Genomic DNA, 21,974 nt, shown 5'->3' on the forward strand with positions numbered 1-21,974 from the left:
TGCCTCCAGCGCAGGTATCACCTGCGCTGGCAGCTATTGTTTCAATAGCACCTACCGGTCACGGTCAATGGCGGAGCCCATGTCGTCCAGCCACAGCACGCGGTCGGCGTAGCACTGCAGGTCGGCCGACAAGGTGCTCTGCGCGCCGTTGAGCCAAACCTCCTTGCGCAGGTCGGACTTAAGGTACGAGATGGCATCTTCAAAGTCGCCATCGCCCGCCGACAAAATCACCCGGTCGTAAATGCCCTGCGCGGCCAGCTTGATCATCAGCGTGGCGATCGCCACGTCCACGCCTTTTTGCACGGTGCGGTCAAACCGCGTGCCGCAGGACGGGCACTGGTTGTGCTGGTCCTTGAGCTTGTACAGCTGCACGCGCATCTGCGGGCCCTTGGGCGGCGCGGATTTGATCCAGGTGTGGAAGGCGTTTTGCGCCTCTGCATGGGGGTCGCCGGTGGAGTTGAGGTAGTAGCTCTCGTACAGCGGGCCGCCGTTGGCCTTGACCAGCTCGTTTTTCAGCTTCAGGTAGTCAAAGCCATTGGGACGCGCACGGCCAAAGTTGTACAGGTAGGCGGCATCGACGATCCAGACAGTCTTCATGGGGGTCACGGGTTGATTTCGTAAAGTTCTAACGGCAGGCCGTCGGGGTCGGCAAAAAAAGTGAAGCGGCGGCCGGTGAATGCATCCACCCGCACCGGCTCAACCAATACACCGTCGGCTTGCAGGCTGGCGATGTTGGCATCCAGATCTACCACCGCAAACGCCAAATGCCGCAAACCGCAAGCCTCGGGCCGGGACGGGCGTGGTGGCGGCACAGGGAACGAAAACAGCTCAATCTGCGAACCATCGGCCAGCGCCAGATCCAGCTTGTAAGACTGGCGCTCAGCCCGCAGATTCTCGGCGACCACCCGCAAACCCAGGATGCGGGTGTAAAAATCCCTCGACCGGGCGTAGTCCGAGCAGATGATGGCGGCGTGGTGGAGGCGGGCGAGGTGCAGCATGGGCTGGAGCTTACCCCGCCATGGCTTCCCGCACCGCCGCCAGTTGCCGCCGCGACACCATCAGCGGCTCGTCCAGCCCGTGCAGACGCACCGCCCAGCCTTCACCCTCCTCCGGGTCGAAATGTTTTTCCAGCGCCCGCAAGGCCCGCCGGGACACCAGCGCGTTGCGGTGGATGCGGATGAACACACTGGCAAAGCGCTGCTCCAGCTCGCCCAAGGCACCGTCCAGGATGAAGTGCTTGGTGGCGGTGCGCACGGTGATGTATTTCAGCTCGGCCTTCAGGTACAGCACGCCCGACAGCGGCACACGCTCGGTGCGGCCCCGGTCGTGGATCACCAGCGATTCTTCAGCCAAATCGGGCTCTGGCGCAGTACGCACCTGCGCAGAGCGCTCTACTTTTTGTAGTGCCTGCTGCAAACGCTGCAGCCGTACCGGTTTGGTCAAATAGTCCAGTGCCTCCAGGTCAAACGCCTGTAGCGCGTGGCCCGCGTGCGCGGTAACGAACACCACGGCGGGGCCGCCGCCCTGGGCCCGCAGCTGCTGCGCCAGTTGCACGCCGTCCATGCCGGGCATGTGGATGTCGAGCAGCAGCAGGTCGAAGGGCTGGGTCGGCAGCAGCGCCAGGGCTTCTGCAGCGGTGCTGGCCTCAGCCGCCACCTCGGCCGCAGGCGCGGTGCAGTCGCCCAGCAAGGTGCGCAGGCGGGCCCGGGCCAGGGTTTCGTCGTCCACCAATAAAACGCGCAAGGCCTTCATGCTGGAATCTCGATGCGGACGAGGTAGAGGCCGTCTTTCAGGCCCGCCTGGAACTGGCCTTGCATGTCGTGCAGCAGGTTCAGGCGGTCGCGCACGTTGTCCAGCGCCAAGCCATGGCCCGGGATGCCTTGGCCGCCCGGGACGGTGTTGGTGATTTTGATGACCACCGTGCCGCCCCGGCGCTCGGTGGAGATGCGCACGTCCGCGCCGCTGGCGCTGGGCTCCACGCCGTGCTTCACCGCGTTTTCTACCAGCGGCTGTAACAGCAGCGGCGGCAGCTGGGCTCCGGCAGCGCGCGGGTCCAGCGCCCAATGGATGCGCAGGCGTTCGCCAAAACGCACCTGCTCAATGGACAAATAGCGCTCGGCCAGCAGAGTCTCCGCCGCCAGCGTGACGGATTCGCCCTGGTCCACCAGCGCGTGGCGGAACAGGTCGCTCAGGTCTTCCAGCAAGGCCTCGGCCTTGGCCGGTTCGGCGCGCACCAGGGCAATGGCGCTGTTCAGCGTGTTGAACAAAAAATGCGGGCGGATGCGGGCCTGCAGCTCACCCAGCCGCGCCGTGGTGGCCGCCGGGGTGCGGGCGCGGGCGCGCAGCACCAGGCCCGCCACCACCAGCGCCGACAGCCAGGCCCCGGCCCCCGCACTGGCCAGCCAGGGCACGGGGTCCAGCAGGCCGATCAAGGCCAGCATGCCGCAGCCATACAGCCCAGCCAGCGCGCCCAGCACCACGCCGCCCAGGTTTTGCGCGTGCTGCGGCAAGCGCGCCAGCGGGCGCTTCAGGCTGCAGGCCGCCAGCAACCACACCAGCACGGCGGGCAGCGCACCGCCGGTCCACAGCGCCAGCCGCGTCAACCAGTCCCAGGCGTTCTGCGCACCAAACACGGCCGCCACCGCCACCGCCACCTCCACAAACAGCACCGCGCGCAGGATCACCCCCGCCTGGCAGGCATCAAACACCAGCGCCGAACGGGGCGGCGGTGCGGCGGCCGCGGCCAGCGGCTGGAAGCCCGATAAAATTTGCGGTTCTTGCATACCAGCCGATTATTGGGGAAGTTGATCCCTTGCTGGTAGGCCATCTCTTCCCATTTGGTAATCCTCCATGTCTTCTTCCCACAACCAACTCGACAAAAAATCCGAAGCCTGGTCGGCGCTGTTCTCCGAGCCCATGAGCGATCTGGTCAAGCGCTACACCTCCAGCGTGTTTTTTGACAAGCGCCTGTGGCAGGCCGACATTGCGGGCAGCCTGGCCCACGCCGACATGCTGGCCGCCCAGGGCATCATCAGCACGCAAGACTTTGCCGACATCCAGCGCGGCCTGGCCACCATCCACACCGACATCTCCGCGGGCAACTTCGAATGGAAGCTGGACCTGGAAGACGTGCATCTGAACATCGAAGCCCGCCTGACCCAGCTGGTCGGCGACGCGGGCAAGCGCCTGCACACCGGCCGCAGCCGCAACGACCAGGTGGCCACCGACGTGCGCCTGTGGTTGCGCGACGAGATGGATTTGATCAACGGCCTGCTGACCGACCTGCAGCTGGCGCTGGTAGACATTGCCGAAAAGAACGTAGAAGTGGTGATGCCCGGCTTCACCCACCTGCAGGTGGCCCAGCCGGTCAGCTTTGGCCACCATATGCTGGCCTATGTGGAAATGTTTGCCCGCGATGCCGAGCGCATGCTGGACGTGCGCAAGCGCGTGAACCGCCTGCCGCTGGGCTCGGCCGCACTGGCCGGCACCAGCTACCCACTGGACCGCGAGCGCGTGGCCCACGTACTGGGCATGGAGGGTGTCTGCCAGAACAGCCTGGATGCCGTCAGCGACCGCGACTTTGCGATCGAATTCACCGCCGCCGCCAGCATCGCCATGGTGCACATCAGCCGCCTGAGCGAAGAGCTGGTGCTGTGGATGAGCCAGAGCTTTGGTTTCATCGACATTGCCGACCGCTTCTGCACCGGCTCCAGCATCATGCCGCAGAAGAAAAACCCCGACGTGCCCGAGCTGGCACGCGGCAAAACCGGCCGGGTGGTCGGCCATTTGATGGGCCTGATCACCCTGATGAAGGGCCAGCCCCTGGCCTACAACAAGGACAACCAGGAAGACAAAGAGCCGCTGTTCGACACCGTGGACACGCTCAAAGACACGCTGCGCATATTTGCCGAAATGGTCGGCGGCATCACCGTCAAGCCCGAGGCCATGGAACGCGCCGCCCTGCGCGGCTACGCCACCGCCACCGATCTGGCCGACTACATGGTCAAAAAAGGCCTGCCCTTCCGTGATGCGCACGAGGTGGTGGCCCACGCCGTGAAGGCGGCCATCACCCAGGGCGTAGACCTGTCCGAGCTGCCACTGAACGTGCTGCAAGGCTTCAACGCCAAGATCGAAGACGACGTGTACGCATGTTTGAGCCTGCGCGGCTCGCTGAACGCCCGCAACATCCTGGGCGGCACGGCCTGGGCGCAGGTACGCGCGCAAATTGCCCGCCACCGGGCGCGCTTGGGCTAAAAAGCCTTACCAGACAATTGCTATTAAATATAGAGCCGCTGGCGCAGGTAGATACTGCGCCAGCGGCCTTTTTTACGTGAATTTTCAGGCCCGCGAACGCCCTTGCGGTACATCAAAGGCAGCCTGCCCCGGTAGGCCGCACAATGGGGTTTCTTCAACCCGCTTTGCGCAAAGGCTCCCCATGCTGAAACACATCTTGCTCGCCACCGACGGCTCGGCCGCCTCCGACCATGCGGCCGCCATGGCGGTGGATTTGGCCCGTAACTTCGGTGCCAAATTGACGGCTCTGTATGCGGTAGACCCGTATCCGTATCTGGGTTTGGGCGAAGTCAATTCCGAAGGGCTCAACTACTACAAGCAGGCGGCGCAAGAAGAGGCCGCATCGGCCCACGCCAAGGTCGCCGCGCTGTGCCAGCAGGGCACGCCGGTCGCCTTCACCCCCGTGGTGGTGGAAGAGAGCGACGTGGCCACCGGCATTGTGGAATACAGCCAGGCCGAAAAGGCCGACATGATCGTCTTGGGCTCGCACGGCCGCACCGGCATTGCCCGCCTGGTATTGGGCAGCATTGCCACCAAGGTCTTGGCCGCGTCCACGCTGCCGGTGCTGGTCGCCCGCTGATTTAAGTTAGGCCTAAGCCCGCTTGCGCATACTGCCCACACTATGCGCCTGCTGTTGGTAGAAGACGACCCCATGATCGGTGAAACCGTGCTCGACGTACTGCGCGCCGAGCACTTTGCCGTGGACTGGGTGAAAGACGGTGCCATGGCCGACACCGCCTTGCGCACCGAGCACTACGACCTGGTGCTGCTCGACCTGGGCCTGCCCCTGCGCGACGGGCTGGACGTGCTCAAAGCCCTGCGCCAGCGCAAAGACAGCACGCCCGTGTTGGTGGTGACCGCCCGCGACGCGGTGGCCGACCGCATCAAAGGCCTGGATGCCGGGGCCGACGACTACGTACTCAAACCCTATGACATCGACGAGCTGCTGGCCCGCATCCGCGCACTGACCCGGCGCAGCACGGGCCGCGCTGAGCCGGTGCTGGAAGCCCACGGCCTGCGCCTGAACCCCGCCACCCACGAAGCCACCCGCGACGGCCAGCCCGTCACCCTGTCCAACCGCGAATGGGCCGTGCTGGAAGCGCTGATGGCCCGCCCCGGCGTGGTGTTCTCGCGCGCGCAGCTGGAAGAAAAGCTCTACAGCTGGAAAGACGACGTGAGCAGCAACGCGGTCGAGGTCTACATCCACGGCCTGCGCAAAAAGCTGGGCGCAGAGCTGATCCAGAACGTGCGCGGCCTGGGCTATGTCATGCCCAAACCATGAATTCCATCCGCCGCCGCCTGCTGGGTTCGGTGATGACGGCCATCCTGGTGGCCGCGCTGTTCCAGGCCGCATCCGCTTACCGCGGGGCCTTGCAGCAGGCCGATGAAATGTTCGACTACCACCTGCAGCAAATGGCCTTTGCGCTGCGCAACGGCGCACCCAGCCACAGCGCGCCCAAAGACCCATACGACCCGGAAGACCCCGACGATGCCGAGTACGAGGTGCAAATCTGGAGCCCTAACGGCGTGCAGCTGTTCCAGTCGCACCGCAACCGCCTGCCACCGCAGGCGGTACTGGGCTTTTCGGACGTGGAGCAAAACGGCACGCACTACCGCGTCTATTCCATCCAGACCCCGTTGCAAACCATCCAGATCGCCCAGGACCTGAGCGCCCGCCAAGCCCGCGCCCGCGCCCTGGCGGTGCGCGCGATGCTGCCCATGGCGATCATGGCCCCGCTGCTGATGGCCGCGCTGTGGTGGGCCATACGCCACGCCCTCCAGCCGCTGGAGCGCACCCGCCAGCAGGTGGCGGCCCGCGCGGTGGACGACCTGTCGCCGCTGCCCGAAGGCGACCTGCCCGACGAGGTGCTGCCGCTGGTGCGCGAGCTGAACCTGCTGTTTGGCCGCGTGCACGCTGCCTTCCATGCCCAAAAATCCTTTGTGGCGAATGCCGCGCACGAACTGCGCAGTCCACTCACCGCCCTCAAATTGCAAGCCCAGGCGCTGGACCGCGCCCCCGACGCGCCCACGCGCAGTGTCGCCATCGCCCGTCTGCACCAGGGCATCGACCGCGCGGTGCGCCTGATGAACCAGCTGCTGGTGCTGGCCCGCCAGGAATCTGCCGCCGACACACCCGCCGAGCGCTTAAACCTGCAAGACCTGGTGCAGCTCGCGGTGGAAGAAGCACTGCCGCAAGCCCAGGCCCGCCACATCGACTTGGGGGTAGCCCCGAGCCAGCCCACCGAGGTGGCCTGGGTGATGGGCCACCCCGACGCACTGCGCATCTTGCTGCGCAACCTGCTGGACAACGCACTCAAATACACGCCCGAACAGGGCCGGGTAGATGTAGCCATCACCCGTGAGAACGGCGCACCCGTGCTGACCGTGGAAGACTCCGGCCCCGGCATTGCGCCCGCCGATCTGGAAAAGGTGTTTGACCGCTTTTACCGCAGCGCCGAAGCCACCGCGGGCGGCAGCGGGCTGGGTCTGGCGATTGCGCAGGCGATTGCCCAGGCGCACGGCGCGAAACTGCGGCTGGACGCATCGCCCACGCTGGGCGGGCTGCGGGTGGCGCTGGTGTTGCCAGCGCTTCCCTAGCGCTGGCAAAAAACTGGGCAGCTATTTAATTTATAGCTGCCTGCGCAGGCGGAATATGCGCTGGCGCCCTATTTCACCAATTAAATCCATCCAAATCCATGTCCCGCTGCCGGGCCTTGGCTTCGCGGCGGTAGTCCTTGACGAACTCTTTGATGCCCAGCGGATACTTGAGCCACAGGGCATCTTCCTGGAGATTCTGGAGCTGGGCGCGCAGGCCCTTCAGGTCGCGATTCAGCACCCGGATCAGGCCCACAGGTGTCAACCTCTCAAACGGCGACACGCCACATTGCATGCGCAAGCCCATTTCGATGTCGTCGGTTTCGGCGTTCAGCTCGGCCAGTTGCTCTTTCAGCACCCGGTTGTAGTGCTTGAGCCGGTCTTCGGACAGGCCCGCCATGGTGCTGGCGTCGATGTGCTCCAGCTCCAGTTGCAGTTCCAGCAGTTGCAGCAGGTCTTTTTTGACGTAGGCCTGGTTGACCCGCTGCATCAACTCGGTTTTGCGCGTGCGCTCGGCGACATCAGGCTCGCGGTCGGGGTGCAGGGCGCTGGCCAGTTTGCGGTAGACCTCGCGGATGGATAGACTGGTTTGCGCATCCTCCAGCTTTTGCTGCGCCTCCAGTGCTTGTTGCTTGGCGCTGGGTTTTTTGGTACGCGGGGGCGCAGTATCGGCCTGCTGGCCCAACAGTTTCGCCAGCAATTCTTCGGGTGACTGCGACGGGTTCTCGGCAAACACGTCCGGCCCGTAAACGTCTTCCATCGCCTTGTCAAAGTGGGCATCCAGTTCGGCTTCTTCGGCCAACTCGGCATCCCAGTCGGTGGGGCTGTGCTGGTTGTAAAGCGCTTTCATCGCCTCATCGCCGGTACTCTCCAGCACGTTGCGGGCGATCTCGCAGATCACTTCCGCGGCCGTTTTGCGGTCGGCCTTGGTCAGGCCGGGCTGGCCCAGGGCCTTGTCCAACCCGTTCGCAAAAGCCACCTGCGCCGCGCGGTACTGCGCCTGCAGCGGGGCGTAGTCGCTGGCCACTTTGTGCCGGTAGCTATCGGCAGCGGTTTGCCATTGCAGCAGCAGGTCGCGCTGCTTGGCGATCTTGGCCACCAGGGTGTTGAAGGCTTTTTGGCCCGGGCTCAGCGTGGACTGGGCTTGCGGGGGAACGATGCGAATCTGTCGGGGTGCCGTCACGGGTCAAACTTTAGAAGCCAGGCCATTCAACAAGTCCGCAAATGCCTGCGAACGGCCTTGGCGCGACGCGTTTTTAACCGCCGCGGGGTCGGGCAGGCGCACGGCCTGGGCCCGCACGGCGGCCACAAACTGCGGCAGCAGTTCGGCAATTTCGTCCACCGAGTCGATGCGCGCCATGGCCTCCAGCCCGGCACCGCGCAGCACACCCGCGGTGTCGCCCACCGGGTCGGTCAGCCCGAGTACAGGGCGGCCGGCACGCAGATATTCGTAAATCTTGGCGGGAATCTGGGCGTTGCAGTTGCTGGCCTGCATGACCAGCAAGGCATCGACCGACAGCATTTCGGCCAAGGCCTCGCGGTAGGGCACAGCGGGGCTAAGCTCGATGAAATCTTGCACGCCGTACTGGCTGGCCAGCTGGGTCAGCATGTCATCATGGGCCGAGGCACGGAAGCGAATTTGCAGTTGCCGGGCCGTCAAACCACCGCTGGCCTTGAGGCGCTGCAGGGCCTGGAACAGCTGGGTCGGGTCGCGCTCCGACGGGTAGACGATGCCGCTGTGCAGCAGCACCACGGGCTGGTCGTCCGTCAACACCCGCACAGGGGCATGAGGCGCGTTGGCAAAGCTTTCTTCGTCATAGCCGTTTTCCAGCACGGTGATGCGGCTGGCGGCCTGGGGGTAGCGCTCGCGGTACATCTGCGCCGCACCGGGGGTGGTGAAAACGCTGCGGCTGGCCTGCTCGACCGCTTCCTGCTCAATGCGCTGGTAGCTGCGCCAGGTGATGGGGTCGGCGGGGTAGCCGTCTTGCGCCATCGGGTCGCGGAAGTCGGCAATCCAGGGCAGGCCGGTCTTCTGGTGCAACTGCTGGGCAATCACGTGGGCGGTGGCAATCGGGTAGGTAGACCAGATCGCGTCGGGCTTGAATTCTTTGATGAGCTGCAGGCCCTGGCGCACCGCGTCAAAGCGCCAGCTGATCCAGCGGTCGGGCCGGGCCATCCAGCCCATGTAGCGGCCCTGGATGTTCAGGTGCCGCGCGGTGTCGAGGGCGAAGGCGCGGCGCACCACCGTGCCGTCGGGCACGTCGCGCATCAAATCCGGGCTGGTCCGCTCGTAGGCGCGCGGGTCGGCGGTCAGCACCACCGGCTTCCAGCCCAGGGCGGGCAGGTGCTGCACGAAGCGCAGCGTGCGCTGGATGCCGCTGCTACCCGCCAAAGGCGGAAAATGGTATGCAATCATCAAGACGGTTTTCATCATATGGATGATAAAGGACGGCTCTGACAAAATGCCCAGCCATGCCCATCTCCCGCCGTCCTCTCCTTGCCCTGCCCTGGCTACTCGGTCTATGGTGCCTGCCCACGCACGCGGCAGTGGCGGGCAACACCTTGCAAGTCGGCCCCACGCGGACTATCAAAACAATAGCTGCCGCCGCACGATTGGCGGGCGCTGACACCACAATTGAAGTAGATGCGGGCGATTACGTGGGCGACGTGGCGGTGTGGACCCAACCCAACCTGAACCTGCGTGCCGTGGGCGGCCGGGTCCGCCTGCGGGCCAACGGCATGGCGGCCGAGGACAAAGGCATATGGGTGGTGCGCAGCCCCAAGCTCACGGTGGAAGGCTTTGACTTTGAAGGTGCGCAGGTGCCGGGCCGCAACGGTGCGGGCATCCGCTTTGAATCCGGCTGGCTGGTGGTGCGCAATTGCAGCTTCACGCACAACGAAATGGGCCTGCTCACCAGCAACGACAACACCGCCGTGCTGGAGGTCGAAAACAGCGAATTCGCCTACAACATGCGCCCCGACGGGCACAACCACAACCTCTACATCGGCCAGATTGCCCGCGCCACGGTGACCGGCAGCTACCTGCACCACGCCCGCACCGGCCACCTGCTGAAAAGCCGCGCCGCCATCAGCCACATCCTGTACAACCGCCTGACCGACGACGGCGGCAGCGCCAGCTACGAGCTGGAGTTTCCCAACGGCGGCGTGGCCGTGGTGGTGGGCAACATCATCCAGCAAGGCCCGCTGACCGAAAACCCGGTGCTCATTGCCTTCGGGGCCGAGGGCTACACCTGGCCCTTCAACCAGCTCAGCCTGGCCTACAACACCCTGGTGGACGACCTGCCCAGCGGCGGCAGCTGGCTGAAGGTCAAACCCGGTGCCGATGCCGTGCTGGCCGTCAACAACCTGCTGGTCGGCACAGCACCGCTACAGGCCATCCCATCGGGCGACTTCCGCAATAACTTCAACACCGACCGCAGCAGCCTCGCCCCCGGCGGCAGCTACCGGCTGCGCGCAGGCTCGCCGCTGCTGGGCAAAGCCATCGCACTGGACCCCAACCTGCAAGCCCAGCGTGAATATAGTCACACGGCCAAGAGCATTGCGCTCAACATTGCCCCGCATAATCCCGGAGCGATGCAGCGCCCGCTGGCGCGCTAGCCTCGATATTTTTGCCTTTTACGCCCTAATATGTCCTCAAACACCCCCTCCCTGGCATCCCTGGTACTGGGCAGCCCCCGCTTTAGCGATGCCCGTCTGGCGGCGCTGGCCAGCACCGACGGCCCGTTGGCCGCCTGGCAAGCCGCCTGCGCGGCCGATGCCAGCAGCGCCGCACTGCAGGCCACGGGCGACTTTGCGGTGGGGCTGCAAGAGCCCTCGGGCCGCACCTTTCTGGCGGTGGACCGCTTTGCCATCCGCAGCCTGTGCTACCGGGTGGTGGACGGGCAGATCCGCTTCGCAGGCCGTGCCGATGAATTGGCCGACGGTGCCGACATCGACCCGCAGGCCATCTTCGACTACCTGTACTTCCACGCCATCCCCTCGCCACGCACCATCTTCAAAGGTGTTTTTCGCCTGCCGCCGGGGCACTACGCGCTGTTTGAGCACGGCCAACTCACCGTAGCACCCTACTGGGTGCCCACCTTCATCGAGCCGCGCAGCGCGTCGTTCAGCAGCCTGCGCGAAGAGTTCCGGGGCCTGGTGCGCAACGCCGTCAACACCCAGCTCGACGGCGGCAAGGCCGCCTGCTTTTTGAGCGGCGGTACCGACAGCTCCACCGTGGCCGGCATGCTCAGCGAAATCGGCGGCAAGCAGGGGCCAAAGGCCGCCACCTACTCCATCGGCTTCGATGCCGAGGGCTACGACGAAATGGAATACGCCCGGCTGGCCTCGCGCCACTTTGGCACCGAGCACCACGAGTACTACGTCACCCCCGACGACCTGGTGCGCAGCATTGCCGACGTGGCCCGCTCGTACGACCAGCCCTTCGGCAACTCCTCCGCCCTGCCCTCGTACTACTGCGCGCTCAAAGCCAAAGACGACGGTGTGACCAAAATCCTGGCCGGAGATGGCGGCGACGAGCTCTTTGGCGGCAACAGCCGCTACGCCAAGCAGCGCGTGTTTGGCTGGTACGACAGGGTGCCCAGCGGCATCCGCAGCGGCCTGATGGAGCCGATGCTGGCCAAAACGGCTGAAAGCAGCATCTCGCTGCTCAGCAAAGCCTCCAGCTACGTCGAGCAAGCCAAAGTCCCCCTGCCCGACCGCCTGCAGATGTACAACCTGCTGCTGCGCCTGGGTGTGAACGATGTGCTGACCCCGGCCTTCCTCAGCCAGGTCAACATCCAAGGCCCGGCCGAGCAGCAGCGCGGCATCTGGAGCTTGCCCACCACCGGCAGCCAGCTCAACCGCATGCTGGCCTTCGACTGGCGCTACACCCTGGCCGAAAGCGACCTGCCCAAGGTCTGCGGCACCACCCGGCTGGCGGGCCTGGGCGTGGGCTTTCCGATGCTGAACGAGGCACTGTTGGACTTCTCGCTCAAGCTGCCGCTGGAATACAAGCTCAAGGGCCTGAAGCTGCGCTGGTTCTTCAAGGAAGCCCTGCGCGGCTTCCTGCCGGACGAGATTTTGACCAAGAAGAAACAAGGCTTCGGCCTGCCCTTCGGCGTCTGGGCCACCCGCCACGACGGCCTCAGAGCCGTCGCCACCGACTCCCTGAACAGCCTGGCCACCCGCAACATCGTGCGCCCCGAATTCATCCGCAGCCTGCTCACCGAGCGGCTGCAGGAGCACCCTGGCTACTTTGGCGAAATGGTGTGGATTCTGATGATGTTGGAGCAGTGGCTGCAGGCGCACGCGCCTGGGTACAAGATGCCCGCCTAAGGCACACTCTCTTTTTTGACGTCAAAATAAATAGCGGCTGGCGCAGGTAGTACCTGCGCCAGCCGCTATTTTTATGCCTGAAAAATGGGCTTAAATCGGGTCTAAACGCATTTCCGCCGCCCGCGCATGGGCCTGCAGGCCTTCGCCATAGGCCAGCTCGGCGGCGATGCGGCCCAGGGGCTGGGCACCGGCCTGGCTGACTTCGATGAGGCTGCTGCGCTTTTGGAAGTCGTAGACCCCCAGCGGGCTGGAAAAGCGGGCCGTGCCGCTGGTCGGCAGCACGTGGTTGGGTCCGGCGCAGTAGTCGCCCAGGCTTTCGCTGGTGTAGGCACCCAAAAAGATGGCTCCGGCATGTTTGAGCAGCGGTTCCCAACGGTGCGGGTCGGTGCTGCTGACTTCCAAATGCTCGGGGGCGATGCGGTTGCTGATCTCGCAGGCCTCTTCCATGCTGCGGGTGTGGATCAGCGCGCCACGGCCGGTGAGCGACTTGGCGATGATCTCGGCGCGGGGCATCTCGTTCAGCAGGCGGTCGATGCTGGCCTGCACCTGGGCTATGTACGCCGCATCCGGGCACAGCAAGATGCTTTGCGCCAGCTCGTCGTGTTCGGCTTGGCTGAACAGGTCCATCGCCACCCAATCGGGCGGGGTTGTGCCGTCGGCCAGCACCAGGATTTCGCTGGGGCCGGCAATCATGTCGATGCCCACGGTGCCGAAAACGCGGCGCTTGGCCGCTGCCACGTAGGCGTTGCCGGGGCCGGTGATCTTGTGGACGTTGGGGATAGTGGCCGTGCCATAGGCCAGCGCGGCCACGGCCTGCGCGCCGCCGATGGTGTAGGCGCGGGTGACACCGGCCACATAGGCCGCAGCCAGCACCAGCGCGTTCTTTTCGCCACGGGGCGTAGGCACCACCATGATGATCTCGCCGACACCGGCCACGTGCGCGGGGATGGCGTTCATCAGCACGCTGCTGGGGTAGGCGGCCTTGCCACCGGGCACGTAGATGCCCACGCGGTCCAGCGGCGTGACCTTTTGGCCTAAAAGCGTGCCGTCGGCATCGCGGTAGCTCCAGCTCTCGCCCGAGGCCTTTTTCTGCGCCTCGTGGTAGGTGCGGACTCGGGCGGCTGCGGCCTGAAGAGCTTCGCGCTGGGCTGCGGGAATGGTGTCGAAGGCGGCTTTGAGCTCGGCCTGGGTCAGTTCCAGTTCGGCCAGGGTGCTGGCTTGCAAACCGTCAAAGCGATTCGTGTACTCCAGCACCGCCGCGTCGCCGCGCTGCTGCACGTCGGCGAGGATGTCGGCAACGACCTTTTCAATCGCCGTGTCCGCCTCGGCAGACCAGTGCAGGCGGGCTTTGAATTCAGCCTCAAAAGTGCTGCTAGCACTGGATAGACGTGCGGGAGTAGCTACGAAATTCATAGTATTCAGGCGTTAGATCGTTCGGCCACCGCTGCGGCGAAGGCATCGATCATGGCGCGGATGGGGGCCTGCTTGAGCTTGAGCGCGGCTTGGTTGACGACCAGACGCGAGCTGATGTCCATGATGCGTTCCACCTCTTTCAGGTGGTTAGCCCGCAGCGTGTTGCCGGTGGACACCAGATCAACGATGGCATCGGCCAGCCCGGTCAGCGGGGCCAGTTCCATGCTGCCGTAGAGCTTGATCATGTCCACGTGCACGCCCTTGGTGGCAAAAAATTCGCGCGCAATTGCTACATATTTGGTCGCTACCCGCAGGCGCGAACCCTGCTTGACGGCACGTTCGTAGTCAAAGTCGTTGCGCACCGCCACGCTGATGCGGCATTTGGCGATTTGCAGGTCCAGCGGCTGGTACAGACCCTGGCCGCCGTGTTCGATCAGCGTGTCTTTGCCGGTAATGCCCAGATCGGCACCACCGTTTTCCACATAGGTGGGCACGTCGGAGGCGCGCACGATCAGCACGCGCACGCCGGGTTGGTTGGTGTCCAGAATCAGCTTGCGGGATTTTTCGGGGTCGTCCAGCACCTCGATACCGGCGGCGCGCAACAGCGGCAGCGTGTCGTCAAAGATGCGGCCTTTGGACAGGGCTAAGGTGATCATGCTTTCACTCGCTCAATGTCTGCACCGATGCCGCGCAGCTTGGCTTCCATTTGGTCGTAGCCCCGGTCCAGGTGGTAGATGCGGTCCACCACGGTTTCGCCCTCGGCCACAAGGCCGGCGATCACTAGGCTGGCGGAGGCGCGCAGGTCGGTGGCCATGACGGTCGCGCCCGAGAGCTTGGCAATGCCTTCGATGACGGCCACTTTGCCGTCGATCTGGATGTGCGCGCCCAGGCGCACCAACTCGTTGACGTGCATGAAGCGATTTTCAAAAATCGTCTCGGTGACCTTGCTGGGGCCCTGGGCCACACAATTCAGGACCATGAACTGGGCTTGCATATCGGTGGGGAAACCGGGGTATTCGGTGGTGCGAAAGCTCTGTGCCTTGAGGTGCGTGTGGGCCGGGCCAGCCGACTGCACGCGGATGCCGTCGGCCTCGGGGGTCACGGTGACACCGGCGGTGCGCAGCTTGTCGATCACCGCGTCCAGATGGTCGGCGCGGCCTTGCTGCAGCAGCACGTCGCCACCGGTGGCGGCCACGGCGCACAGAAAAGTGCCGGTCTCGATGCGGTCGGCGACGACCTGGTGGGTGCAGCCGTGCAGCTTGTCTACGCCCTGGATGCGGATGCGGTGGGTGCCGTGGCCTTCGATCTTGGCGCCCATCTTGATCAGCATTTCGGCCAAATCGCTGATTTCCGGCTCTTGCGCGGCGTTTTCCAGAATGGTTTCGCCTTCGGCCAGGGTGGCGGCCATGAGGAAGTTCTCGGTGCCGGTCACGGTGACCATGTCGGTGGTGATGTGGCAGCCCTTGAGGCGGGTGCGGCCCGCAGGCAGCTTGGCGATCATGTAGCCGTGCTCGACCACGATCTCGGCCCCCATGGCCTGCATGCCCAGAATGTGCTGGTCCACCGGGCGCGAGCCAATCGCGCAGCCGCCGGGCAGGGACACGGTGGCCTCGCCAAAGCGGGCCAGCAGCGGGCCCAGCGCCAGCACCGAGGCGCGCATGGTTTTGACCAGCTCGTACGGGGCTTCGGGCGACGACAGGTCGCTGGCGTTGAGGGTTACGGAGCCCTCCTCGCTGCGCTCAGCCGTGACACCCATGTTGCGGATCAGCGTGAGCATGGTGGACACGTCTTGCAGGCGTGGCACGTTGGTGAGGGTGACCGGCTCTGCCGTCAACAAAGCGGCGCAAAGTTCGGGCAAGGCGGCGTTTTTGGCACCGGAGATGCGCACCGAACCATGCAGGCTGCGGCCACCGCGGATGAGGAGTTTGTCCATGGAAATCGTTCTAAAAAACTTTATTGGGGCAAGGCTGCCCATTCAGCGGGGGTGTAGGTCTTCATCGACAGCGCATGCACCTCGTCGGTGTGCATCTTGGCACCCAGCGTGGCGTAGACCCGCTGGTGGCGCTGGATGGCACGCCGGCCTTCGAATTCAGCCGAGACGATGGTGGCGTACCAGTGGCGGCCATCGCCTTCCAGGGCGATGTGCTCACAGGGCAGGTGCGCCTGGATGATGGTTTGGAGTTCTTCAGCAGTCATTTTTTTGTTATCCGCGGATTTTGTAGCCGATGCGCAAGAGGTTCACCGTGATGGCGCTCACCACCACCAGGGCCGAGCCGACGATGCCCAGGCTGAGCCAGGGCGACACGTCGCTCACGCCAAAGAAGCCGTAGCGGAAGCCGTCGATCATGTAGAAAAACGGGTTCAGGTGGCTCACGGTTTGCCAGAAAGGCGGCAGGGAATGGATGGAATAGAACACGCCGCTCAAAAAGGTCATGGGCATGATCACGAAGTTCAGGAACGCCGCCATCTGGTCAAATTTTTCAGCCCACAGCCCGGCAACAATACCCAGCGTGCCCAGCAAAGCCGCACCCAGCACCGCAAACACGATGATCCACACGGGAGCCACAAAGCTGGCACCGGTGAAGATGGCCGTAACGGCAAACACGCCCGCGCCTACCAGCAGGCCACGCGCCACCGCCGAGCCCACGTAGGCCCAGAACCAGTCCCAGTGCGACAGGGGAGAGAGCAGCACAAACACCAGGCTGCCCATGATCTTGCTTTGGATCAGCGACGACGAGCTGTTGGCAAAGGCGTTTTGCAGCACGCTCATCATCACCAAGCCGGGCACTAAAAAGGCGGTGTAGTTGACCGTGCCGTAGACCAGGGCCTTGCCTTCGAGCACGTGGCCGAAGATCAACAGGTACAGCACGGCGGTCAGCACCGGCGCGCCCACAGTCTGGAAGCCGACCTTCCAGAAGCGCAACGATTCTTTGTATAAAAGGGTTTGCCAGCCGGTCATGCTTGTGCCTCAGTGGCGGTGTAGCCGTTGGTCATCACATCTAAAAATACGTCTTCGAGGTCGGCCTTGCGGATCTCCACGTCTTCGGCAGTCAAACCGGCTTCGCGCACGGCCGCCAGATAGCGTTCGATCTCGGCAGCGTTGTGTGCGGGGAACTGCACGATGCGGCCTGTAATGCGGGCCTGCTGCGCCAGAGCACTAGGTAGTTCGCTATCCACTTTGAAGCGCAGCACATTGCTGGAGGCATTTTTCAACAACTCGCTGGTGCGGTCCAGCGCGACGATGCGGCCTTTTTTCAGCATGGCGATGCGCGAGCACAGAGCCTCAGCCTCTTCCAGGTAATGGGTAGTGAGCAGCACCGTGTGGCCTTGCTTGTTGAGTTTGGCGATGAACTGCCACAGGGTCTGGCGCAGTTCCACGTCCACCCCGGCGGTGGGCTCGTCCAGCACAATGACCGGCGGCTTGTGCACCAAGGCCTGGGCCACCAGCACGCGGCGCTTCATGCCGCCGGAGAGCTGGCGCATGTTGGCGTTGGCTTTGTCGGCCAGGCCCAGGCTTTCCAGCAGCTCGTCGATCCAGGCATCGTTGTTCTTCACGCCAAAGTAGCCGGACTGGATGCGCAACGCCTCGCGGACGTTGAAAAACGGGTCGAACACCAGCTCTTGCGGCACCACGCCGAGCTGGCGGCGGGCCAGGGCGTAGTCCTTGGCCACGTCGTGTCCGTGCACCATCACCTTGCCACCGGTGGCGCGGTTCAAGCCCGCCAGAATACTGATCAGCGTGGTTTTACCCGCGCCATTGGGGCCAAGCAGGCCAAAAAACTCCCCCTGCGCGATGTCGAAGCTGACGCTGTCGAGGGCAGTGAGAGAGGGTTTTTGGGAGCCGCGGGGGCTGGGGTAGGTCTTGGAGACCTTCTGGAAGGATATGGCGGGCATGGGGCAGTGATTTTAACGGTTGGCCCCGGCACCACCCCCGCAAGGGATTTAGGCCCGGATCCGGTCCAAAGCCCGCTGCAGATGCTGCACCGTACGCGCCACCTTGTGCAGTTTCTCCAAGCCAAACATGCCTATACGAAAGCTTTGGAACGCTGTCCCTTTGTCGCACTGCAGTGGCACCCTGGCGGCGGTTTGCAGGCCCTGGCCGATGAACTTGTGGGCGACTGGATACCAAACCAGCTGGATTTGCCAGCCGCTCGGTGGACATTGATTACTTGTGAGGGCCCTTGCCCGCGCCATCAGGCGGCGGGCAAAAGCTCGGCCACGCCGTACAAACCCGCCAAGGCGGCCAGCCGCTGGGGCAAGCCACGCACCGCAAACGAACGGCCCAGGCTGGCGCTCTCACGGCGGCATGCCAGCAAAACGGCCAGGGCCGACGAATCAAACCGGGACAGCGCAGTCGCGTCCACTACCACCGCCGTGCCGGTCTGAGAGCGCAAGCCCTGCACCAGCGTGCGCAGCGAGGCGGTGGCCTGGGCGTGGGTCAGCTCGGCGGGCAGAACAAGCATGTTATTTTTTAGCGTTGGCTTGGTTGCGCGCGGCCAGACTGGCGATCAGGCCGTCCACGCCCTTGGCGTTGATCTCGCTGGCGAACTGGCTGCGGTAGGTTTCTACCAGCCACACGCCCAGCACGTTCAGGTTGAAGATCTTCCAGCCCGCGCCGTCTCCGGGAGTTTTCTCCAGCCGGTAGTCGAGCTGAACCGGGTCACCACGGCCTTTGACTTCGGTGCGCACCAATACTTCTTTGTCGTCTGGCGACGCGCGGAAGGGCTTCATGCTGATTTCCTGGTCACTGGTGACCTGGGCCAGAGCGCCAGAATAGGTGCGGACCAGCAGGGTCTTGAACTCGTCTTGCAGCTTCTTTTGCTGCTCAGGCGTGGCCTGGCGCCAGCCGGGGCCGACTGCCGAGGCCGTCATGCGCTGGAAGTTCACGTTCGGCATGATCTTGGTGTCCACCAAAACCATGATCTTGCTGACATTACCCTGCTGCAGGGTTTTGTCGGCCTTGATGGTGTCCAGCACCTCGGTGGAGATGCGCTTGACCAGCGCGTCGGGCGCTTCGTCGGCAGCCATGGCCCCCATCGACGTGACAGCCGCCACAGTAAACAGCAAACCGGCGGCCAACTGGCCTAATAAACGACGTTTCATACACACTTTCTCGGCGGGAATCCCGCATTGCAATAATGGAAATGGCCACCTACAGGTTGACGCAAAGGCGGCGGTTACAAGCCCGCTTTGCACAGTGCTTACACAGCAGCGTGCGAACCTGGGGGCTTATTTGGCTGCATCAGGTACGGGCAGATCGGGCGGGTTGCCGTCGTACACCTCGCTGCGGCGCACCTGCAGGTAGAAGTCGCGGGTAAAGCTGTATTTGTCCAATGCGGCCTCGTCCAGCACCGCGCCTGCGCGCAGCAGATTGGCACGGATGTTGATCAGGTTCAGGCCCGTCAAACGGTCGCGGTCGCCCGAGTGGGGCACGGCGTTGAGCGCGTTACCCTGCATGTCGACGGGCAGCGCAGCCGTATCGCGCACGGTCGATGGCCCCAGCAGCGGCAGCACCAGGTACGGCCCCGACGGCACGCCCCACACGCCCAGCGTCTGGCCGAAATCTTCTTTATGGCGCTCCAGCCCCATATCGGTGGCCAGGTCAAAAACGCCGCCTATGCCAAACACGGTGTTAATACTGAAGCGCATCCAGCTTTCCGCCGCCGCCCGGCCCTTGAACTGCAAGGCGTTGTTGGCGGTGCTCCAAACATCCCCCAGGTTGGAGAAGAAATTGGTCACCCCCTGGCGCACCAGCGACGGCGTGACATAGGTGTAGGCCTTGGCCACGGGCTTGACCACGGCGTTGTCCACCACCTCGTTGAAGCCGAAGATCTGGCGGTTCATGGGCTCCAGCGGATCACGCGGATTGGCCTGGGGGCCGGTCGCGCAACCAGAAATAAGGACAAAAATGCCTGCAGCGGAGGTAAGGGTTGCGTATCTAGCTATATTTTTCATAGTATTTAATGGAGTGGACTCCACCGTCATTTTTTAGCGGGTGCAGCAGCGGAGGCATCTGGGCCATCGGCGGCCTTGCTGTATAAAAACTGGCTGATCAAATTCTCGAGTACCACCGCCGACTGCGTGGCCGAAATCGTATCGCCCGCCACCAGATTCTTCGCGTCAGCACCGGCTTCGATGCCCACATACTGCTCACCCAGCAAACCACTGGTCAGAATCTTCAGCGAACTGTCTTTGGGGAAAGCGTAGCGTGGGTCCATGGACAACGCCACCCGGGCCTGGAAGCTTTTGTCATCAAAAGTGATGTTATCCACACGGCCCACCACCACCCCGGCGCTTTTCACCGCGGCTTTGGGTTTCAGACCACCGATGTTGTCGAACTTGGCGCTGACGGTGTAGCCGGTTTGGAAGTTCAGAGACAGTAAGTTAGCCGACTGCAGGGCCAGGAACAGCAGGGCTGCTGCGCCCAGCAGTACAAACAAACCCACCCAGATATCGTTTTTGGAACGTTGCATAGAACTGCCTTAAATAGAGAACATCGTGGCGGTGAGCAAGAAGTCCAACGCCAGCACCGCCAGCGAAGCCACTACCACCGTGCGCGTGGTCGCGCGGGACACACCTTCGGGCGTGGGCTGGGCTTCATAGCCCTGCAGCAGCGCCACAAAGCTGACGGTAATGCCGAACACCACACTTTTCACCACGCCGTTGCCCACATCCTTCCAGACATCGACACCACCCTGCATCTGGCTCCAGAACGAGCCAGAGTCGATGCCGATCATCACCACGCCGACCACGTAGCCGCCCAGAATGCCCACTGCACTGAACAGTGCCGCCAGCAAAGGTAGCGTAATCACGCCGGCCCAAAAACGCGGGGCCAAAATGCGGCGCACCGGATCTACCGCCATGATTTCCATGGCGCTAAGCTGCTCGCCCGCCTTCATCAAACCAATGCCCGCCGTGAGCGAGGTCCCGGCCCGCCCGGCAAACAGCAACGCGGTGACGACCGGACCCAATTCGCGTACCAGGCTCAAGGCCACCAGCAAACCTAGCGCCTCCGCCGAACCGTAGCGCTGCAGGGTGTAATAGCCTTGCAGACCCAGCACAAAGCCAACGAACAGGCCCGACACGCTGATCAACGCGAGTGAATAATTGCCCAAAAAGTGGATCTGGTCGCGTACCAAACCAAAACGGCGCATCGTCGGCCCAAACAACCCTACCAGCCGTACAAACAGCCGCGTGGCAGCACCCACATCGGCCAGCTTGGAGCGCAGCGCAAAACCTACGTCGGACGGCTTGTACCAACTCATGGCCGACCTCCGGGCACCGGCAGGCCCGCGCCAAAATCCTGCTCCACCGTGGGGCCAGGGTAGTGGAAGCGCACAGGGCCATCGGGCAGCGCGTGGATGAATTGGTGCACCAGCGGGTCGGTGCTGTTGCGCACTTCGTCTGGCGTGCCTTGGGCGGCGATTTTGCCGTTGGCCAAAATCACCACCTTGTCGGCAATATGGAAGGTTTCGTCCAGGTCGTGCGACACGACGATGCTGGTCAGGCCCATGGTGTCGTTCAGTTCGCGGATCAGCCGAGCGGCGGTGCCCAGTGCGATCGGGTCCAGCCCGGCAAAGGGTTCGTCGTACATCACCAACTCCGGGTCCAGCGCGATGGTGCGGGCCAGGGCTACGCGCCGGGCCATGCCGCCCGAGACCTCGCTGGGCATCAGGTCGCGCGCGCCGCGCAGGCCGACCGCACCCAGCTTCATCAGCACGATGTCGCGCACCAGCGCCTCGGACAAATCGGTGTGTTCGCGCAGCGGAAACGCCACGTTGTCAAACACCGACATGTCGGTAAACAGAGCCCCAAACTGGAACAGCATGCCCATGCGACGGCGCGCGGCGTACCAGCCCGCCTGGTCGAACTGGGCTACGTTTTGGCCGTCCAGCAGCAACTCGCCTTTTTGCGGCGTGATCTGCCCGCCAATCAGCCGCAGTACCGTGGTCTTGCCGCCGCCCGAAGCCCCCATCAATGCCGTGACCTTACCGCGCGGAATGCTCAGCGTGATGCCGTCCAGCACCGGACGCTCTCCGTACCCGAAGGTGAGCTGGCGGATGTCAACAAGGTTGTCAGAAGCAGAGGAGGTCATAAAAAAACAAAAGCCGGAACGCTTCCGGCTTTTGCATGATAAAGGATAGTCTCGCTATTTACCCTTACTGTGTCGCAAAATACAAACATACTTGCATGTATGTTTAAAAGCACCCACCCAATTTTCATGCTATTTATTTAAGAGCCTCTTATGCAAGCTCAATATGCGCTAGCGGCCAAAAAAGCATCCAACTTCCACCATGCCACCTCTTCCAGAACAGCGCAGAACTGGCTCCGCCAGG

Annotated in this window: 24 protein-coding genes; 6 read left to right on the top strand and 18 right to left on the bottom strand. The window is 63.7% G+C overall.

Annotation, left to right across the window (positions count from 1 at the left end):
- Positions 1 to 51: 51 nt before the first annotated feature.
- From ABI213_RS06935 to ABI213_RS06950, 4 genes are read right to left on the bottom strand one after another with little or no spacing between them, the layout of a single operon-like run.
- Complete coding sequence (locus ABI213_RS06935) at positions 52 to 597, bottom strand: NYN domain-containing protein (protein ID WP_348008601.1); 546 nt, start codon at positions 595 to 597, stop codon at positions 52 to 54.
- A 5-nt stretch (positions 598 to 602) separates the two neighbouring features.
- Positions 603 to 998 (bottom strand): VOC family protein, encoded by a 396-nt coding sequence (locus ABI213_RS06940; protein ID WP_348008602.1) that lies wholly within the window; start codon positions 996 to 998, stop codon positions 603 to 605.
- Between the two features lie 10 nt (positions 999 to 1,008).
- Positions 1,009 to 1,752 (bottom strand): LytTR family DNA-binding domain-containing protein, encoded by a 744-nt coding sequence (locus ABI213_RS06945; RefSeq protein ID WP_348008603.1) that lies wholly within the window; start codon positions 1,750 to 1,752, stop codon positions 1,009 to 1,011.
- Complete coding sequence (locus ABI213_RS06950) at positions 1,749 to 2,783, bottom strand: histidine kinase (RefSeq protein WP_348008604.1); 1,035 nt, start codon at positions 2,781 to 2,783, stop codon at positions 1,749 to 1,751. Before ABI213_RS06950 ends, ABI213_RS06945 begins: the two co-directional genes overlap by 4 nt.
- A gap of 67 nt (positions 2,784 to 2,850) precedes the next feature.
- Here ABI213_RS06950 and argH point away from each other — a divergent pair, with 67 nt between their 5' ends.
- The 4 genes from argH (at position 2,851) to ABI213_RS06970 (ending at position 6,891) form a co-directional block, all read left to right on the top strand.
- Complete coding sequence (gene argH / locus ABI213_RS06955; protein ID WP_348008605.1) at positions 2,851 to 4,254, top strand: argininosuccinate lyase; 1,404 nt, start codon at positions 2,851 to 2,853, stop codon at positions 4,252 to 4,254.
- 181 nt (positions 4,255 to 4,435) lie between these two features.
- Positions 4,436 to 4,873: a universal stress protein gene (locus tag ABI213_RS06960; RefSeq protein WP_348008606.1), complete on the top strand. Its 438-nt coding sequence runs from the start codon at positions 4,436 to 4,438 to the stop codon at positions 4,871 to 4,873.
- A gap of 42 nt (positions 4,874 to 4,915) precedes the next feature.
- On the top strand, positions 4,916 to 5,575 hold the full coding sequence (locus tag ABI213_RS06965) for a response regulator transcription factor (RefSeq protein WP_348008607.1): 660 nt from the start codon (positions 4,916 to 4,918) through the stop codon (positions 5,573 to 5,575).
- Complete coding sequence (locus ABI213_RS06970) at positions 5,572 to 6,891, top strand: ATP-binding protein (RefSeq protein ID WP_348008608.1); 1,320 nt, start codon at positions 5,572 to 5,574, stop codon at positions 6,889 to 6,891. Before ABI213_RS06965 ends, ABI213_RS06970 begins: the two co-directional genes overlap by 4 nt.
- A 73-nt stretch (positions 6,892 to 6,964) precedes the next feature.
- Here ABI213_RS06970 and ABI213_RS06975 read toward each other — a convergent pair whose 3' ends face one another.
- Entirely contained in the window at positions 6,965 to 8,071 is a 1,107-nt protein-coding gene (locus ABI213_RS06975; protein ID WP_348008609.1) for a J domain-containing protein, read from the bottom strand.
- A 3-nt stretch (positions 8,072 to 8,074) separates the two neighbouring features.
- Positions 8,075 to 9,304 carry a glycosyltransferase gene (locus ABI213_RS06980; RefSeq protein WP_348026520.1) on the bottom strand — a complete coding sequence of 410 codons (1,230 nt, stop codon included), beginning with the start codon at positions 9,302 to 9,304 and terminating at the stop codon, positions 8,075 to 8,077.
- A 56-nt stretch (positions 9,305 to 9,360) separates the two neighbouring features.
- Between ABI213_RS06980 and ABI213_RS06985 the strand changes: the two genes are divergently transcribed.
- Both ABI213_RS06985 and ABI213_RS06990 read left to right on the top strand, forming a co-directional pair.
- On the top strand, positions 9,361 to 10,506 hold the full coding sequence (locus ABI213_RS06985; RefSeq protein WP_348026522.1) for a hypothetical protein: 1,146 nt from the start codon (positions 9,361 to 9,363) through the stop codon (positions 10,504 to 10,506).
- 30 nt (positions 10,507 to 10,536) lie between these two features.
- Complete coding sequence (locus tag ABI213_RS06990; protein WP_348007920.1) at positions 10,537 to 12,225, top strand: asparagine synthase-related protein; 1,689 nt, start codon at positions 10,537 to 10,539, stop codon at positions 12,223 to 12,225.
- A gap of 90 nt (positions 12,226 to 12,315) precedes the next feature.
- Here the strand turns inward: ABI213_RS06990 and hisD are convergent, their stop codons facing one another.
- The 12 genes from hisD to ABI213_RS07050 all read right to left on the bottom strand — a co-directional run bounded on the left by hisD (position 12,316) and on the right by ABI213_RS07050 (position 21,733).
- Positions 12,316 to 13,638: a histidinol dehydrogenase gene (gene hisD, locus ABI213_RS06995; protein WP_348007921.1), complete on the bottom strand. Its 1,323-nt coding sequence runs from the start codon at positions 13,636 to 13,638 to the stop codon at positions 12,316 to 12,318.
- Between the two features lie 5 nt (positions 13,639 to 13,643).
- On the bottom strand, positions 13,644 to 14,294 hold the full coding sequence (gene hisG / locus ABI213_RS07000) for an ATP phosphoribosyltransferase (RefSeq protein WP_348007922.1): 651 nt from the start codon (positions 14,292 to 14,294) through the stop codon (positions 13,644 to 13,646).
- Complete coding sequence (gene murA, locus ABI213_RS07005; protein ID WP_348007923.1) at positions 14,291 to 15,571, bottom strand: UDP-N-acetylglucosamine 1-carboxyvinyltransferase; 1,281 nt, start codon at positions 15,569 to 15,571, stop codon at positions 14,291 to 14,293. The genes hisG and murA overlap by 4 nt, the downstream gene beginning before the upstream one ends.
- Before the next feature lie 20 nt (positions 15,572 to 15,591).
- Positions 15,592 to 15,834 carry a BolA/IbaG family iron-sulfur metabolism protein gene (locus ABI213_RS07010; RefSeq protein WP_348007924.1) on the bottom strand — a complete coding sequence of 81 codons (243 nt, stop codon included), beginning with the start codon at positions 15,832 to 15,834 and terminating at the stop codon, positions 15,592 to 15,594.
- 7 nt (positions 15,835 to 15,841) lie between these two features.
- Positions 15,842 to 16,597: an ABC transporter permease gene (locus ABI213_RS07015; protein WP_348026524.1), complete on the bottom strand. Its 756-nt coding sequence runs from the start codon at positions 16,595 to 16,597 to the stop codon at positions 15,842 to 15,844.
- The gene (locus tag ABI213_RS07020; protein ID WP_348007926.1) at positions 16,594 to 17,532 is read right to left on the bottom strand and encodes an ABC transporter ATP-binding protein; all 939 of its coding nucleotides are present in this window, start codon (positions 17,530 to 17,532) and stop codon (positions 16,594 to 16,596) included. Before ABI213_RS07020 ends, ABI213_RS07015 begins: the two co-directional genes overlap by 4 nt.
- Before the next feature lie 299 nt (positions 17,533 to 17,831).
- Entirely contained in the window at positions 17,832 to 18,101 is a 270-nt protein-coding gene (locus ABI213_RS07025; protein ID WP_348007927.1) for an STAS domain-containing protein, read from the bottom strand.
- Between the two features lies 1 nt (position 18,102).
- Positions 18,103 to 18,741 (bottom strand): ABC transporter substrate-binding protein, encoded by a 639-nt coding sequence (locus ABI213_RS07030; protein ID WP_348007928.1) that lies wholly within the window; start codon positions 18,739 to 18,741, stop codon positions 18,103 to 18,105.
- Between the two features lie 126 nt (positions 18,742 to 18,867).
- Positions 18,868 to 19,623, bottom strand: coding sequence for a VacJ family lipoprotein (locus tag ABI213_RS07035; RefSeq protein ID WP_348005831.1), 756 nt, complete (start codon positions 19,621 to 19,623; stop codon positions 18,868 to 18,870).
- Entirely contained in the window at positions 19,620 to 20,111 is a 492-nt protein-coding gene (mlaD, locus tag ABI213_RS07040; protein ID WP_348005832.1) for an outer membrane lipid asymmetry maintenance protein MlaD, read from the bottom strand. Before mlaD ends, ABI213_RS07035 begins: the two co-directional genes overlap by 4 nt.
- Positions 20,112 to 20,120: 9 nt before the next feature.
- Entirely contained in the window at positions 20,121 to 20,903 is a 783-nt protein-coding gene (gene mlaE, locus ABI213_RS07045) for a lipid asymmetry maintenance ABC transporter permease subunit MlaE (RefSeq protein ID WP_348005833.1), read from the bottom strand.
- The gene (locus tag ABI213_RS07050) at positions 20,900 to 21,733 is read right to left on the bottom strand and encodes an ABC transporter ATP-binding protein (protein WP_348005834.1); all 834 of its coding nucleotides are present in this window, start codon (positions 21,731 to 21,733) and stop codon (positions 20,900 to 20,902) included. Before ABI213_RS07050 ends, mlaE begins: the two co-directional genes overlap by 4 nt.
- Positions 21,734 to 21,974: the final 241 nt, after the last annotated feature.

Source organism: Rhodoferax sp., from assembly GCF_039922535.1.
In the GTDB taxonomy this organism is placed as follows: Bacteria; Pseudomonadota; Gammaproteobacteria; order Burkholderiales; family Burkholderiaceae_C; genus Rhodoferax_B.